This is a genomic window from Klebsiella sp. H-Nf2, from assembly GCF_002806645.1.
Classification (GTDB): Bacteria; Pseudomonadota; Gammaproteobacteria; order Enterobacterales; family Enterobacteriaceae; genus Klebsiella; species Klebsiella variicola.
In genome coordinates, this window is sequence record NZ_PIBL01000003.1 from 16,044 (window position 1) to 32,260 (window position 16,217).

Sequence of the window (16,217 nt, forward strand, 5' to 3'; positions counted from 1 at the left end):
GTACGCCGTTTTTGTTTTTCCCTCATGTGGCGCAGGCTGATTTACCACCCGGAAGTCAACTATGCACTGCGGCAAACGCTGGTGCTGTGTCTGCCTGTGGCCATCGGTCTTCTGCTCGGCCATCTCCAGCAGGGGCTGTTGTTTTCCTTAGTGCCCGCCTGCTGCAACATTGCCGGTCTTGATACCCCGCATAAGCGCTTTTTCAAACGCCTGATTATCGGCGGCTGTCTGTTTGCCGGATGCAGTCTGGTGGTGCAGTTGCTGCTCGCCCAGGCCATTCCTTTGCCGCTTATTCTCAGCGGTCTGGCGCTATTGCTCGGCGTCACCGCGGAGATCAGTTCGCTGCACGCGCGCCTGCTGCCCGCGTCGCTGATCGCCGCTATCTTTACCCTGAGCCTGGCAGGCAATATGCCCATCTGGGAGCCACTGCTGATCTACGCTTTCGGTACGCTGTGGTACGGCGTGTTTAACTGGCTCTGGTTCTGGCTGTGGCGCGAACAGCCGCTGCGGGAGTCGCTCAGCCTGCTTTACCGGGAACTGGCTGACTATTGTGAAGCCAAATACAGTCTGTTGACCCAGCATACCGATCCGTCGACCGCCCTGCCGCCGCTGCTCACCCGCCAGCAGAAGGTAGTCGACCTGATTACCCAGTGCTATCAGCAGATGCATATGCTGGCAGCCAACCAACGCAACGATCACAAGCGTCTGCTGCGGGCGTTCCAGGTTGGGCTGGATCTACAGGAACATATTTCGGTTAGCCTGCATCAGCCAGAAGAGGTGCAAAAGCTGGTGGAACGCAGCCATGCCGAAGCGGTGATCCGCTGGAATGCGCAAACCGTCGCTGCCCGCCTGCGCGTGCTGGCGGATGATATTCTCTATCATCGCTTTCCGCAGCGCTTTCAGATGGATAAACAGATTGAGGCTCTGGAAAAGATCGCCCGCCAGCATCCGGACAACCCGGTCGGTCAGTTCTGCGCCTGGCACTTTAGCCGTATCGCCCGGGTGCTGCATACCCAGCGCCCCCTGTATGCCCGGGATCTGATGGCCGACAAAGAGCGTCGTTTACCGCTGTTTCCCGCGCTAAAGAACTATCTGTCGCTGAAATCACCCGCACTGCGCAATGCCGCGCGCATCAGCGTGATGCTGAGCGTCGCCAGCCTGATGGGCAACGCCCTGCATTTGCCGAAGCCCTACTGGATCCTGATGACGGTGCTCTTCGTCACGCAAAATGGCTATGGCGCCACGCGGGTGCGAATTGTTCACCGGGCGGCGGGAACGCTCGCCGGCCTGGTCATCGCCGGGCTAACCTTGCACTTTCACGTTCCGGAGAGCTATACCCTGAGCGGGATGCTGCTGATTACCCTGCTCAGCTATCTGATCATCCGTAAACACTATGGCTGGGCGATGGTAGGCTTTACGGTGACGGCGGTGTATACCCTGCAACTGCTGACGCTCAACGGCGAACAGTTTATTGTCGCCCGGCTTATCGACACGCTTATCGGCTGCCTGATCGCCTTCGGCGGGATGGTCTGGCTGTGGCCGCAGTGGCAGAGCGGCCTGCTGAAAAAAAACGCCCACGATGCGCTGGAGGCCGACCAGCAGGCGATTCGCCTGATCCTCAGCGCCGATCCAAAAGCCCCCGCGCTGGCCTACCAACGCATGCGCGTCAACCAGGCGCATAACGCGCTCTACAACTCCCTGAATCAGGCGATGCAGGAGCCCGGTTTTAATACCCACTACCTGGAAGATATGAAGCTGTGGGTGACGCACAGTCAGTTTATCGTCGAACACATCAACGCTATGACCACCCTGGCCCGGGAGCATACGATGCTCACCCCGGATCTTGCCCAGCGCTATCTCGAATCTTGTGAGATTGCCTTGCAACGCTGCCAGCAGCGGCTGGACAGCGATGGTCCCGGCAGCGCAGGGGATGCCAATATTCTGGAGTCGCCGGAAACAGAGGTGCCGAACGGTCCGTTAAGTACCCTGGAGCAGCACCTGCAACGCATTCTGGGCCATCTGAACACCATGCATACCATATCGTCAGTAGCATGGCGTCAGCGGCCACATCATGGCATCTGGCTGCGGAAAATCAGCCGTTAATCACCTTTGCCACTGCCTGGGCAAAACGCGCCATCCCCTCAGCAATATCCTGCTCGTCGATGATCAGCGAGGGAACAAAACGCATCACGTCCGGCCCGGCGTTGAGCACCATGACGCCGGCTTGCGCAGCGGCATAGAGGAAATCACGCGCGCGGCCCTTGTGCTGCGGCTTGAGTTCGGCGCCAATCAGCAGGCCCATCCCGCGAATATCACTGAACAGATCAAATTCAGCATCCAACTGCTGCAGGTGTTTGACGAACAGTTCGCGCTTCGCGCTCACGCCATCCAGCACCGCCGGGGTATTGATCAGGTCGAAGGCGGCGTTGGCGACCGCGCAGGCCAGCGGGTTGCCGCCGTAGGTTGAGCCATGGGAACCCGCATGGAAGGCGCTGGCGATCTCATGGGTGGTCAGCATGGCGCTGACCGGGAAGCCGCCGCCGAGCGCTTTGGCGCTGGTCAGAATATCCGGCGTCACACCGTAATGCATATAGGCGAACAGCGATCCGGTACGCCCCATACCGCACTGCACTTCATCAAAGACTAACAGCGCCTGGTGCTGATCGCACAGCTCACGCAGCCCCTGCAGGAAGGCCGGCGTCGCTGCCGTCACGCCGCCTTCGCCCTGAATCGGCTCCACCACCACTGCGCAAGTGTGGTCATCCATCACCGCTTTTACCGCCTGCAGGTCGTTGAAGGGAACATGGACAATATCCGCCGGTTTCGGGCCGAAACCATCGGAGTACTTCGGCTGCCCACCGACGGAAACGGTAAACAGGGAGCGGCCATGGAAGGCATTATGGAAGGCAATGATTTTGGTTTTATACGGGCTATGGCGGGTCACCGCATAGTGACGCGCCAGCTTAAAGGCCGTTTCATTGGCTTCCGTACCGGAGTTCATAAACACCACGCGCTCGGCGAAGGTGGCCTCGACAAGTTTACGTCCCAGACGCAGCGCTGGCTCATTGGTAAAGACGTTGCTGGTGTGCCACAGCGTTTCGCCCTGCTCGTGGAGCGCCGCCACCAGCGCCGGGTGGCAATGGCCGAGCGCCGTCACCGCGATACCGCCGGCAAAATCAACATACTCTTTGCCCTGCTGATCCCAGACGCGGCTGCCTTTCCCTTTCACCGGGATGAATTCTGCTGGTGCATAAATCGGCAAAATAACTTCATCGAATGTGGCGCGGGTGATTGCCGGTTGTTCAATTGCCATGTCTTGCCCATCCCTCTTCGTTATGCAGATGTAATCATGAAAATATAATCACAAAATATGCATAAAAAATCAGTCAATGGCAACTGAAAATCACCGCTTCAGAAAGTTTTCCAGCAATTGATGGCCCTGCTCGCTGAGGATGCTTTCCGGATGAAACTGCACGCCCTCAAGATCCCAGTCGCGGTGGCGGATCCCCATAATCTCAGCGCTGGCGCTGCGGGCGGTGACGATAAACTCGGGCGGGAGCGTCGGCGGATCAATCACCAGCGAGTGATAACGGGTCACCGTCAGGGGATTATTCAGCCCCTGAAACACCCCTTCGCCGTTATGCTCGATAAGCGAGGTTTTACCATGCATCACCTGTGCCGCCCGTACGATGGTCGCGCCAAACGCCTGGGCTATCGCCTGGTGCCCGAGACAGACGCCCAGTAGCGGCGTTTTCCCCGCATAGTGGCGGATAACCGCGAGGGAAATCCCCGCCTCATTCGGCGTGCAGGGGCCTGGCGAGATCACGATTTTCTCCGGCGCCAGCACCGCTATCTCCTCCAGCGTCAACGCATCATTGCGCCTGACCAGTACTTCCGCACCCAGTTCGCAGAAGTACTGATACAGATTCCAGGTGAAAGAGTCATAGTTATCGATAAGCAGGATCATAGCGGCTCCGGAACAATCAAAACCGGGCTATTCTACTCAGATTCCCGCGCTTCGCTTACCACTTTGCGAAAGATCGCCACCAGCGGAGCCGGATCGCCCATCGCGCTCTGCTGGCAGGCCGCGCTCCAGCCGGCAGGGTCGACGTCACGCCAGTCAAGCAGGTAGCCGGCATGTATTGCCAGCTGTTCAAAGAAAATGCGCTGGGTCAGGCCATTGCCAAGACGAAAAGGGTGCAGCACATTAATTTCGCCATAGAACCAGCTCAGGCGTTCAATAAAGGTCTCGCGCGGCAGGCCATTGAGATAATCCTCCTGCTCAAGGGCCTGCATCAGGGCGTTCCCCTCCTCCTCGATCCGGGCAAAGTGGCAGAACGGCGTATCGCCCAGGTAGAGGTTCACTTCACGTAACCGGCCGGCCCAGTCAAACAGATCCTGATACAGCTGATGATGAATCGCGCACAGATAGGGTAAGCCGCGCACCCGCGGCCCCAGCGGCAAGGTTGCCGCCCGCAACGCCGTCATCTCAAAGGCGGCCTGTTGCAGATTTTTAGCCTGCCGGATGCCGAGGCGGTTGCGCAGGACATTCAGCGCCGGGTAGAGGTAAGGATCGCGTTCATCGCCGAATTTATCGCTCATACTCCCTCCGCAGCGTCGCCAGACGCGCCAGCGCCTCTTCGGCAGTCAACGTAACCAGCGGCACCGTCACGCCTTCAAGGCGACGACTGGCCTGAAAATTGGTATTGCGTGTCTGTTCCCAGAGTCGGGATTTTTGCTTTTCGGTGAGTGGACGCATCGTCGCCCCCCTTATCGTCCCCTGTGTGCCACAAGTATAAGCAGCAATTTCAGGTTATGCCGGGAGGCAACCGGGCGCGGCGATAGCACACCGCGCCGTGGAAGGATTAGGGCAGCACTTTCGCAGAGAGGATAACGACCGGTTTGGTCGGCACATTCTGGTATGGGCCGACGTTATGGGTCTGGACCTGGGAGATCTTATCCGCGACGTCCATACCTTTCACTACCTTGCCAAACACCGCATAGCCAAAGTCGCGCTGACCATGGTCAAGGAAGGCGTTATCCGCCACGTTGATGAAGAACTGGCTGGTGGCGCTATCCTGGTCGGCGGTACGCGCCATCGCGATGGTACCGCGGGTGTTGCGCAGACCGTTGTCTGCTTCATTCTTAATCGGCGGGTTAGGCTGTTTCTGCTGCATCTGCTCGTTAAAGCCGCCGCCCTGCACCATGAAACCCGGGATCACGCGGTGGAAGGTGGTGTTGTTGTAGAAGCCGCTGTTGACGTACTTCAGGAAGTTATCCACGGAAATCGGGGCTTTCTGACTGTTTAACTCAAGCTCAATGTTCCCTGCCGAGGTGGTCAGCAGCACATGCGGATCGCCCTTTGCCGCCATGGCCGGGGAGAACGCTGAAATGGCGAAAACGGCAGCCATCGCCGCCAGTGTTGATTTGAGCATGGAAATTCCTTAACGGAGCAGAATAAAAGCGAGTGCCTTGATTCTAAAGAGCCTTTGCATCCTGGGCCAGCCTTTTACCAAATTTTACTTAGCTGTAATAATTGTAACCGCGCAAACGTTATCCTGTACGACGGATAAAGTGTGATGAAAGTCACATTAACCTATGCAAAAGATAACCACTTTCACAATAAACATTTGATTACATCACCTGAACGAATAAAATCTGTCCGCCCGGCGCAGCGTCAACGCGCTTTACCTTTCTATTCACAGGCCAGTCATGACTAACAGCAACCGTATTAAGCTCACATGGATCAGCTTCTTCTCCTACGCCCTGACCGGCGCGTTGGTGATCGTCACCGGGATGGTGATGGGTAACATTGCGGATTATTTCCATCTGCCCGTTTCCAGTATGAGCAACACCTTTACCTTTCTGAACGCCGGTATTCTGATCTCCATCTTCCTCAATGCCTGGCTGATGGAAATCGTGCCGCTGAAAACTCAGCTGCGCTTTGGCTTTATTTTGATGGTGCTGGCGGTGGCCGGCCTGATGCTCAGCCACAGCCTGGCGCTGTTCTCCGCATCGATGTTTGTTCTCGGCCTGGTGAGCGGGATCACCATGTCGATCGGGACCTTCCTGATCACCCATATGTATGAAGGCCGTCAGCGCGGGGCGCGTCTGCTGTTTACCGACTCCTTCTTTAGTATGGCGGGAATGATTTTCCCGATGGTCGCCGCCGTCCTGCTGGCGCGCAGCATCGAGTGGTACTGGGTTTACGCCAGTATCGGTCTGGTGTATGTCGCCATTTTCGTCCTGACTTTTGGCTGTGATTTCCCGGTGCTGGGCAAAAAAGCGCAGAGCGAAAACAGCCAGCCGGTAGTGAAAGAGAAGTGGGGCATCGGCGTGCTGTTCCTCTCCGTTGCGGCGCTGTGCTACATCCTCGGTCAGTTGGGCTTTATCTCCTGGGTACCGGAATATGCGAAAAGCCTGGGCATGAGCCTCGGGGACGCCGGTAAACTGGTGAGCGATTTCTGGATGTCCTACATGATCGGCATGTGGTCATTCAGCTTTATCCTGCGCTTCTTCGACCTGCAGCGTATCTTAACCGTCCTCGCCGGGCTCGCGACGGTGCTGATGTACCTGTTTATCAATGGTTCGCCAGAGCACATGCCGTGGTTTATTCTGACCCTGGGCTTCTTCTCCAGCGCCATCTACACCTCGATCATTACGCTCGGCTCGCAGCAGACGCGGGTCGCTTCGCCGAAGCTGGTGAACTTTATCCTCACCTGCGGCACCATCGGCACCATGCTCACTTTCGTCGTCACCGGCCCGATTGTGGCTGCCAGCGGTCCACTGGCAGCGCTGCACACCGCTAACGGCCTCTATGCCGTGGTGTTCGTGATGTGCTTTATCCTCGGCTTCGTCTCCCGTCACCGCCAGAACAACGCTCAGGCGGCGTCTCACTAAGCCTTCGGCCCCTTTGCGTCCGCAAGGGGGCTGTTCCTCATAAAAGAGAGCTCCTCGCCACCGCGGTCGGTCTGGATCCAGGTTTGCGCCAGCTGGGTGGTCGCGATCACCCTTCCCTGGCGAATTGACCAGCGCACAGGCACCTGGCAGCGGACGGCCTCAAAGCCATTCTCCGCCGGGAGAATGATCAGGTTAGCCGGGTTGCCGCTGACAATGCCGTAATCCTCCAGGCCAAACGTGCGGGCGCTGTTGTCGGTGATAAGCTTCAGGCCATCGTTGATCTGCTGGTAGCCCATCAGCTGGCAGACGTGCAGCCCCATATGCAGGACCTGCAGCATATTGCCGGTCCCCAGCGGGTACCATGGGTCAAAGACGTCATCATGACCAAAGCACACGTTGATCCCCGCCGCCATCAACTCCTTCACTCGGGTAATCCCCCGTCGCTTCGGGTAGTCATCAAACCGGCCCTGCAGATGAATATTCACCAGCGGATTGGCGACAAAGTTGATACCAGAGAGCTTAAGCAGGCGGAACAGGCGCGAGGTATAAGCGCCATTATAGGAGTGCATGGCGGTGGTATGGCTGGCCGTCACCCGCGCCCCTATTCCCGCCTTTAACGCCAGCGCGGCAACGGTTTCAACAAAGCGCGACTGTTCATCGTCAATTTCATCGCAGTGAATATCCAGCGGGCGGTCATATTTCTGCGCCAGCCGGAAGGCGATATGCAGCGACTCCACACCATATTCACGGGTGAACTCAAAATGCGGGATGGCCCCAACGACGTCCGCCCCCAGCTTGAGGGCCTCCTCCAGCAGCGCCTCGCCGTTGGGGTAAGAGAGGATCCCCTCCTGCGGAAAAGCGACAATCTGCAACTCGACCCATGGCGCTACCTCCCGTTTGACCTCCAGCATCGCCTTCAGCGCTGTTAACGTGGGATCGGAGACGTCGACATGAGTGCGGACAAACTGCACGCCATTGGCGATCTGCCACTTCAGGGTTTTCCACGCCCGGGCTTTGACGTCCTCATGGCTGAGCAGCGCTTTTCGCTCCGCCCAGCGCTCAATCCCCTCGAACAGGGTACCGGACTGGTTCCAGTGCGGCTCACCGGCCGTCTGGGTGGTATCCAGGTGGATATGCGGCTCAATAAAAGGCGGGATCGCCAGCCCGCCGCGAGCGTTCAACACCTCGTAGCTTTCGTCGCTCGCCTCGCCCATCGGCGTGATCTCGCCAAAGCGGCCCTTATCAATCGCTATTTGCCACAGGCCGTCGCGGTCTGCCAGGCGTACGTTCTGAATTAACCAAAGCGGCGCTGCTGTCATATCACCTTCTCCATTCAATATGGCTAGTTTTCTGCCCAACCCCAATCGCGACCCATCCAATTCTTGTACACAAAATCAGCAAAAAGGAAAAGCCAGCGTTTTCCATAACTTAGAAAAATACAGACAAATCAATTATATACCCATTAAGTGGTAGGTGAAGTTGTCATTGATTTGCATCAATAAGCCTGATGGCTGAATCGTTAAGGTAGGCGGTAATAGAAAAGAAATCGAGGCAAAAATGAGCAAAGTCAGAATCGCTATCATCGGTAACGGCATGGTTGGCCATCGCTTTATCGAAGAGCTTCTCGATAAGGCGCCTGCCGGACAGTTCGACATTACCGTGTTCTGTGAAGAACCGCGTATCGCCTACGACCGTGTCCACCTGTCGTCTTATTTCTCCCACCATACCGCAGAAGAGCTGTCGCTGGTGCGCGAAGGTTTCTATGAGAAACACGGCGTCAAGGTGCTGGTCGGCGAACGGGCGATCACCATCAACCGCCAGGAGAAGGTGATCCACTCCAGCGCCGGGCGCACCGTGTTCTACGACAAGCTGATTATGGCGACCGGCTCATACCCCTGGATCCCGCCGATTAAAGGCGCGGAAACTCAGGATTGCTTCGTCTATCGCACCATTGAAGATCTTAACGCGATTGAATCCTGCGCCCGTCGCAGCAAACGCGGCGCGGTGGTCGGTGGCGGCCTCCTTGGCCTGGAAGCCGCAGGCGCCCTGAAAAACCTCGGCGTGGAAACCCACGTGATCGAGTTCGCGCCGATGCTGATGGCCGAGCAGCTCGACCAGATGGGCGGCGAGCAACTGCGGCGCAAAATTGAAAGCATGGGCGTGAAAGTTCACACCAGTAAAAATACCAAAGAGATCGTCCAGCAGGGCACCGAGGCGCGTAAAACCATGCACTTCGCCGACGGTAGCGAGCTGCAGGTCGATTTCATCGTCTTCTCAACCGGGATCCGCCCGCGCGATAAGCTGGCCACCCAGTGCGGGCTGGCGGTCGCCCAGCGCGGCGGCATCATGGTCAACGATAGCTGCCAGACCTCCGACCCGGACATCTACGCCATCGGGGAATGCGCCAGCTGGAACAACCGCGTGTATGGCCTCGTCGCCCCGGGTTATAAAATGGCCCAGGTGGCCGTCGACCATCTCCTCGGCAGTGAAAACAGCTTCACCGGCGCCGACCTCAGCGCCAAGCTGAAGCTGCTGGGTGTGGACGTGGGTGGGATCGGCGATGCCCACGGCCGTACGCCGGGCGCCCGCAGCTACGTCTATCTCGACGAAAGCAAAGAAGTTTATAAGCGCCTGATCGTCAGCGCCGACAATAAAACGCTGCTCGGCGCGGTGCTGGTCGGTGACACCAGCGACTATGGCAATCTGCTGCAACTGGTGCTCAACGCTATCGAGCTGCCGGAAAATCCGGATTCGCTGATCCTTCCGGCCCACGCCGGCAGCGGCAAGCCGTCGATCGGCGTCGATAAACTGCCGGACAGCGCGCAGATCTGCTCCTGCTTTGACGTCAGTAAAGGCGACCTGATCGCCGCCATCAACAAAGGCTGCCACACCGTCGCGGCGCTGAAAGCGGAAACCAAAGCCGGAACCGGCTGCGGGGGTTGTATCCCTCTGGTGACGCAGGTGCTCAATGCCGAACTGGCGAAACAGGGCATCGAGGTCAACAACAACCTGTGCGAACACTTCGCTTACTCCCGCCAGGAGCTGTTCCACCTGATCCGCGTGGAAGGCATTAAAACCTTCGACGAACTGCTGGCCAAACACGGCCAGGGCTACGGCTGCGAGATCTGTAAGCCGACCGTCGGCTCTCTGCTGGCCTCCTGCTGGAATGAGTACATCCTCAAACCGCAGCACACGCCGCTGCAGGACACCAACGACAACTTCCTTGCCAACATTCAGAAAGATGGCACCTACTCGGTGATCCCGCGCTCCGCTGGCGGCGAAATCACGCCGGAAGGGCTGGTCGCCGTGGGCCGTATCGCGCGTGAATTCAATCTGTACACCAAAATCACCGGCTCCCAGCGCATCGGCCTGTTTGGCGCGCAGAAAGACGACCTGCCGGAGATCTGGCGTCAGCTGATTGAAGCGGGCTTCGAAACCGGCCACGCCTACGCCAAAGCGCTGCGGATGGCGAAAACCTGCGTCGGTAGCACCTGGTGCCGCTACGGGGTCGGCGACAGCGTCGGCTTCGGCGTGGAACTGGAAAACCGCTACAAAGGCATCCGCACCCCGCACAAAATGAAGTTCGGCGTCTCCGGCTGCACCCGCGAATGTGCGGAGGCCCAGGGCAAAGACGTGGGGATCATCGCCACCGAGAAAGGCTGGAACCTGTACGTGTGCGGTAATGGCGGGATGAAGCCGCGCCACGCCGATCTGCTGGCCGCGGACCTTGATCGCGAGACGCTGATTAAGTATCTCGACCGCTTTATGATGTTCTACATCCGCACCGCCGATAAGCTGACCCGCACCGCGCCGTGGCTGGACAACATGGAAGGCGGCATCGACTATCTGCGCAGCGTCATCATCGATGACAAGCTGGGCCTGAACGACCATCTGGAAGAGGAGCTGGCTCGCCTGCGCGCCGCCTTCGCCTGCGAGTGGACCGAAACCGTCAACAACCCGGCGGCGCAGACCCGCTTCAAACACTTTATCAACAGCGACCAGCGCGACCCGAACGTACAGGTGGTGCCGGAACGTGACCAGCACCGCCCGGCCACGCCCTATGAGCGCATCCCGGTCACGCTGGTGGAGGAAAACGTATGAGCCAGTGGGTAAACATCTGCAAAATTGACGACATCCTGCCGGCCACCGGCGTCTGCGCGCTGCTCGGCCAGCAGCAGGTGGCAGTCTTCCGTCCCTACCAGGACGACAGGGTATTCGCCATCAGCAACATTGACCCGTTCTTCAACGCCAGCGTGCTGTCTCGCGGGATTATCGCCGAACATGACGGCGCGCTATGGGTTGCCAGCCCGCTGAAAAAGCAGCGCTTCCGCCTGAGCGACGGCCTGTGCATGGAAGATGCCAGCCACTCCATCGCCCGCTTCGACGCCCGGGTGAAAGACGGCCAGGTGCAGCTTAAAGCGTAAGTCCTCTTCCTCCCCCCGGCTACGGGGGGAGACATAAGCAACACTTCTGACCGACAACGCATGAGTGCGGGATAAGTCGCATGTTTTGTATTACCTTTGCTGCTATTCTACGACCACGCATTTTCTACCCCTTATTTTCATGAGGTTATTCTGTGGATCACTTACCCATATTCTGCCAGTTGCGCCAGCGGGATTGTTTACTGGTTGGCGGCGGGGATGTCGCCGAACGCAAGGCCCGTCTGCTACTGGATGCTGGCGCAAACGTCACGGTCAATGCGCTCGACTTCACCCCGCAGTTTCAGGTGTGGGCCGATTCACAGATGCTAACCCTGGTGCAGGGGGAGTTTATCCCCTCGCTGCTGGACACCTGCTGGCTGGCCATTGCCGCTACCGATAATGAGACGGTGAACCAGCAGGTCAGCGATGCGGCCGAAGCGCGGCGTATCTTCTGTAACGTGGTGGATGCCCCGCGTCAGGCCAGCTTTATTATGCCATCCATCATTGACCGCTCGCCGCTGATGGTCGCCGTCTCTTCGGGCGGGACATCGCCGGTACTGGCGCGCCTGCTGCGCGAGAAGCTGGAGTCAGTCTTACCCCTGCATCTCGGCCAGCTGGCCCGCTATGCCGGCCATCTGCGCGCGCGCGTTAAGCAGCAGTTTGCCAGCGTGGGCGAACGTCGCCGCTTCTGGGAGAAGCTGTTTGTGAACGACCGGCTGGCGCAGTCGCTGGCCAATGACGATCGGCAGGCAGTGGCGGATACCACCGAGCAGCTACTGACGGAGCCATTGGAGCATCGCGGCGAGGTCGTCCTGGTTGGCGCCGGTCCCGGTGACGCCGGGCTGCTTACGCTCAAAGGCCTGCAGCAGATCCAGCAGGCCGACGTGGTGGTTTATGACCGGCTGGTTTCCGACGACATCATGAATCTGGTGCGTCGCGATGCCGACCGGGTGTTCGTCGGCAAACGTTCTGGCTACCACTGCGTCCCGCAGGAGGAGATCAACCAGATCCTGCTGCGTGAAGCGCAAAAAGGAAAACGCGTGGTCCGGCTGAAAGGCGGCGATCCCTTTATCTTTGGCCGCGGAGGGGAAGAGCTGGAAACCCTTTGTGAGGCGGGCATCCCCTTCTCCGTTGTTCCAGGCATCACCGCCGCCTCCGGCTGCTCCGCCTACTCGGGGATCCCGTTAACACACCGCGATTTCGCCCAGGGCGTCCGCCTGGTCACCGGCCACCTGAAAACCGGCGGCGAGCTGGACTGGGCGAACCTGGCGGTGGAGAAGCAAACCCTGGTGTTCTACATGGGTCTGAACCAGGCGCCGGCGATCCGTGAGAAGCTCATTGCTCACGGCATGGCGGAAGATATGCCCGCCGCCATCGTCGAGAACGGCACCGCCGTGTCGCAAAAAGTGGTCAGCGGCACCTTAGGGCAACTGGATATCCTGGCGCAGCAGATGGCCAGCCCGGCACTGATCATCGTCGGTCGCGTGGTTGGCCTGCGGGATAAACTGAACTGGTTCTCGAACCACTAACCTTCGCCTCCCCACGTGGACGACAGACATAAAAAAGGCGGGATAATATCCCGCCTTTTTAGCTGTTGCGTCGCTTACGGCCTGGCGACAAAACCAATCGCTTCGTATACCGCTTTCAGGGTCTGAGAAGCGCGCGCGCTGGCTTTCTCTGCGCCGTCTTTCATTACCTGATTGAGAAACGCTTCGTCGTTACGGAAACGGTGATAGCGCTCCTGCAGCTCAGTCAGCATGCCCGACACCGCTTCAGCGACTTCGCCTTTCAGGTGGCCATACATTTTGCCTTCAAAATGCTGCTCCAGCTCAGGAATGGTTTTCCCGGTGACCGCGGAGAGGATATCCAGCAGGTTGGAGACACCCGCTTTTTCTTTCAGGTCGTAGCGTACCACCGGCGGCTCGTCGGAGTCGGTCACCGCGCGTTTGATCTTCTTGACCACCGATTTCGGATCTTCCAGCAGGCCGATGACGTTGTTGCGGTTGTCGTCGGACTTGGACATCTTCCTGGTCGGCTCCAGCAGCGACATCACGCGTGCGCCGGACTTCGGAATAAACGGCTCAGGCACTTTAAAGACATCGCCATAGATGGCGTTAAAACGCTGGGCGATATCGCGGCTCAGTTCCAGGTGCTGTTTCTGATCTTCCCCTACCGGAACCTGGTTGGTCTGATACAGCAGAATGTCAGCGGCCATCAGTACCGGGTAATCAAACAGACCGGCATTGATGTTCTCCGCGTAGCGCGCGGACTTGTCTTTAAACTGGGTCATGCGGCTCAGTTCGCCGAAATAGGTGTAGCAGTTCAGCGCCCAGCCTAACTGGGCGTGTTCCGGCACGTGCGACTGAACGAAGATGGTGCTTTTCTGCGGATCGATACCGCAGGCCAGATACAGCGCCAGGGTATCCAGCGTCGCCTTGCGCAGCTGCTGCGGATCCTGGCGCACGGTAATGGCGTGCTGGTCCACGATGCAATAGATGCAGTGGTAATCGTCCTGCATGTTTACCCACTGACGCAGCGCACCCATGTAGTTGCCAATGGTCAGTTCACCTGAGGGCTGTGCGCCACTAAAAACGATGGGCTTAGTCATGTTTCAATTCCTGAGTTTCACTGTGCGGTAACCCGAGAGCGGGTAAGAGTTCATTAAACTGGTCGAAGAGATAGTCCGGCTCGCTCAGCGCAAGCGGTTCGCCATAGTTATAACCGTAGGTCAGGCCGACAGAGCAGCAGCCTGCCGCTTTGGCCGCCTGAATATCATTGCGCGAATCGCCGACGAACAGCAGCTCGGCAGGAGCCAGAGAGAGCTTTTCCGCCACCAGCAGCAGCGGTTCCGGATGCGGCTTTTTGTTCTGCACGTCATCGCCGCCAATCACCACGGTAAAATATTTCGCGATATCGAGCGCGTCCAGCAGCGGGGCGACAAACGGCGTCGGCTTATTGGTGACCAGCGCCAGCGGCAGGCCTTTGGCATGCAGCGCGCCGAGCGTATCGGCCACCGCCGGGAACAGGAAGCTACCCTCTTCCGCCGTTTCGGCGTAATAGCGGTCAAACAGCTTACGCAAAATGCGCAGCTGTTCGTCTTGCGGAATATCATGATCGTCGACGGAAGGCTTACCCATCGCCGCCCGTAATGTCGCACGCTCCTGACGAGCCCAGGTCAGCGCCCGCTCCATCAGGACATCGGCGCCGTTGCCGATCCAGGTGACAACGCGTTCTTCTCCCGCCACCGGCAGCTCAAGGGCGTAGAGGGCGTTATCAACCGCCGAGGTTAGACCCGGCGCGCTGTCCACCAGCGTGCCGTCGAGATCAAACGCGATGCCGCGGATCGCCTGTAATTTATCCATGACTCACCTTCGCTAATTCACTACGCATTTGATCAATCACTTTCTTGTAGTCCGGCTGACCGAAGATCGCCGAACCGGCAACAAACATATCCGCACCCGCCGCGGCGATTTCGCCAATGTTGCTGGCTTTCACGCCGCCATCCACTTCCAGGCGAATATCGTAGCCAGAAGCATCGATGCGCTGGCGTACTTCACGCAGTTTATCCAGCGTCTGGGGAATAAAAGACTGGCCGCCAAAACCGGGGTTAACCGACATCAGCAGGATCACGTCCAGCTTATCCATCACATAATCGAGATAACTCAGCGGCGTCGCCGGGTTAAACACCAGGCCCGCTTTACAGCCGTGCTCTTTAATCAGCTGCAGGCTACGATCGACGTGTTCGGAGGCTTCAGGATGGAAGGTGATGATGCTGGCGCCGGCTTCGGCAAAATCAGGAATGATGCGGTCGACCGGCTTCACCATCAGGTGGACGTCGATCGGCGCGGTAATACCGTAGTTACGCAGCGATTTCAGCACCATCGGGCCAATCGTCAGATTCGGCACGTAGTGGTTGTCCATGACGTCGAAGTGCACGACATCCGCACCTGCCGCCAGCGCCTTCGCGGTATCCTCACCCAGACGGGCAAAATCAGCTGACAGAATCGAAGGGGCAATCAAATACTGCTTCATCCGCATCTCCTTGAAATTTATTTGGTCTTAGGCGGACGGTAGAGCGCTAATAGCTCATCCACCTTTTTACGCGTACCACCGTTGCTGCTGATGCTGCGCCGAACCTTCACAATATGTGTTTCTGCCGCGTTTTTATACCATTCCTGCGTCAACGGTGTACGGTGGTTGGAAATCAACACCGGGATCCGCTTTTTCATCAGCGATTCCGCCTTTTGCGCCAGCAGTACCTGTTGTTCCAGATTGAAGCTGTTGGTGTGGTAGGCGGTAAAGTTCGCCGTCGCCGTCAGCGGCGCATAGGGTGGATCGCAATAAACCACCGCGCGGCTATCGGCACGTTGCATGCACTCTTCATAAGATTCGCAGTAAAACTCGGCGTTTTGCGCTTTCTCGGCGAAATGATAGAGCTCTGCCTCGGGGAAATAGGGCTTTTTATAGCGGCCAAACGGCACATTAAACTCGCCGCGCAGATTGTAGCGACACAGGCCGTTGTAGCCGTGGCGATTCAGATACAGGAACAGCACCGCGCGACGCAGCGGATCCTGGCTTTGGTTGAATTCATCACGATACTGGTAGTAGCGCTCAGCGATGTTGTTTTCCGGGACAAACATCTCACGCGCAGCGGCGACGTATTCGTCGGTACGCAATTTAACGATGTTGTACAGGCCAATTAAGTCACTGTTGATATCCGCGAGGATATAACGAGAAAAGTCGGTATTGAGAAATACCGACCCGGCGCCCACAAAGGGCTCGATTAAGCACTCGCCTTCCGGCAAATGCTTTTTAATATCGTCAAGCAGGGGGTACTTCCCCCCTGCCCACTTCAGAAAAGCGCGATTCTTTTTCATGCTGCCTAACTAATTACAC

At 58.0% G+C, this 16,217-nt stretch carries 15 protein-coding genes; 5 read left to right on the plus strand and 10 right to left on the minus strand.

Annotated features, from left to right (window positions below; all coding sequences use genetic code 11):
* The first annotated feature begins 24 nt into the window (after positions 1-24).
* Entirely contained in the window at positions 25-2,103 is a 2,079-nt protein-coding gene (locus CWM58_RS10500) for a YccS/YhfK family putative transporter (protein ID WP_012540426.1), read from the plus strand.
* Here the strand turns inward: CWM58_RS10500 and argD are convergent.
* From argD to ppiA, 5 genes are all read right to left on the minus strand, one after another.
* On the minus strand, positions 2,093-3,313 hold the full coding sequence (gene argD / locus CWM58_RS10505) for a bifunctional acetylornithine/succinyldiaminopimelate transaminase (RefSeq protein WP_100680882.1): 1,221 nt from the start codon (positions 3,311-3,313) through the stop codon (positions 2,093-2,095). The genes CWM58_RS10500 and argD overlap by 11 nt on opposite strands.
* Before the next feature lie 90 nt (positions 3,314-3,403).
* Entirely contained in the window at positions 3,404-3,967 is a 564-nt protein-coding gene (pabA, locus tag CWM58_RS10510) for an aminodeoxychorismate synthase component 2 (protein ID WP_100680883.1), read from the minus strand.
* A 32-nt stretch (positions 3,968-3,999) separates the two neighbouring features.
* Positions 4,000-4,602, minus strand: a complete 603-nt coding sequence (locus tag CWM58_RS10515; protein ID WP_008807028.1) for a putative adenosine monophosphate-protein transferase Fic — start codon at positions 4,600-4,602, stop codon at positions 4,000-4,002.
* A complete protein-coding gene (locus CWM58_RS10520) occupies positions 4,592-4,759 on the minus strand; it encodes a YhfG family protein (protein WP_012540423.1) in 168 nt (55 codons plus the stop codon). Before CWM58_RS10520 ends, CWM58_RS10515 begins: the two co-directional genes overlap by 11 nt.
* A gap of 106 nt (positions 4,760-4,865) precedes the next feature.
* Complete coding sequence (ppiA, locus tag CWM58_RS10525) at positions 4,866-5,435, minus strand: peptidylprolyl isomerase A (RefSeq protein WP_002920238.1); 570 nt, start codon at positions 5,433-5,435, stop codon at positions 4,866-4,868.
* Between the two features lie 277 nt (positions 5,436-5,712).
* Here ppiA and tsgA point away from each other — a divergent pair, with 277 nt between their 5' ends.
* Positions 5,713-6,900 carry an MFS transporter TsgA gene (tsgA, locus tag CWM58_RS10530; protein WP_061153118.1) on the plus strand — a complete coding sequence of 396 codons (1,188 nt, stop codon included), beginning with the start codon at positions 5,713-5,715 and terminating at the stop codon, positions 6,898-6,900.
* On the opposite strand, the gene CWM58_RS10535 is transcribed toward tsgA, so the two are convergent.
* Entirely contained in the window at positions 6,897-8,219 is a 1,323-nt protein-coding gene (locus CWM58_RS10535) for a cytosine deaminase (RefSeq protein ID WP_061153117.1), read from the minus strand. The two genes, tsgA and CWM58_RS10535, sit on opposite strands and share 4 nt — an antisense overlap.
* A gap of 238 nt (positions 8,220-8,457) precedes the next feature.
* On the opposite strand from CWM58_RS10535, the gene nirB reads away from it, so the two are divergent.
* The 3 genes from nirB to cysG all read left to right on the plus strand — a co-directional run bounded on the left by nirB (position 8,458) and on the right by cysG (position 12,850).
* Positions 8,458-11,001, plus strand: a complete 2,544-nt coding sequence (gene nirB, locus CWM58_RS10540) for a nitrite reductase large subunit NirB (RefSeq protein ID WP_100680884.1) — start codon at positions 8,458-8,460, stop codon at positions 10,999-11,001.
* Positions 10,998-11,324: a nitrite reductase small subunit NirD gene (nirD, locus tag CWM58_RS10545; RefSeq protein WP_012540420.1), complete on the plus strand. Its 327-nt coding sequence runs from the start codon at positions 10,998-11,000 to the stop codon at positions 11,322-11,324. Before nirB ends, nirD begins: the two co-directional genes overlap by 4 nt.
* Before the next feature lie 152 nt (positions 11,325-11,476).
* Positions 11,477-12,850 carry a siroheme synthase CysG gene (gene cysG, locus CWM58_RS10550; protein ID WP_012967144.1) on the plus strand — a complete coding sequence of 458 codons (1,374 nt, stop codon included), beginning with the start codon at positions 11,477-11,479 and terminating at the stop codon, positions 12,848-12,850.
* A gap of 74 nt (positions 12,851-12,924) precedes the next feature.
* Here cysG and trpS read toward each other — a convergent pair whose 3' ends face one another.
* From trpS to dam, 4 genes are read right to left on the minus strand one after another with little or no spacing between them, the layout of a single operon-like run.
* A complete protein-coding gene (gene trpS / locus CWM58_RS10555; RefSeq protein ID WP_008807022.1) occupies positions 12,925-13,929 on the minus strand; it encodes a tryptophan--tRNA ligase in 1,005 nt (334 codons plus the stop codon).
* Positions 13,922-14,683, minus strand: coding sequence for a phosphoglycolate phosphatase (gene gph / locus CWM58_RS10560; protein WP_012540418.1), 762 nt, complete (start codon positions 14,681-14,683; stop codon positions 13,922-13,924). The genes trpS and gph overlap by 8 nt, the downstream gene beginning before the upstream one ends.
* Positions 14,676-15,353: a ribulose-phosphate 3-epimerase gene (rpe, locus tag CWM58_RS10565; RefSeq protein WP_004202179.1), complete on the minus strand. Its 678-nt coding sequence runs from the start codon at positions 15,351-15,353 to the stop codon at positions 14,676-14,678. Before rpe ends, gph begins: the two co-directional genes overlap by 8 nt.
* A gap of 17 nt (positions 15,354-15,370) precedes the next feature.
* Entirely contained in the window at positions 15,371-16,198 is an 828-nt protein-coding gene (dam, locus tag CWM58_RS10570; RefSeq protein ID WP_074387066.1) for an adenine-specific DNA-methyltransferase, read from the minus strand.
* Positions 16,199-16,217: the final 19 nt, after the last annotated feature.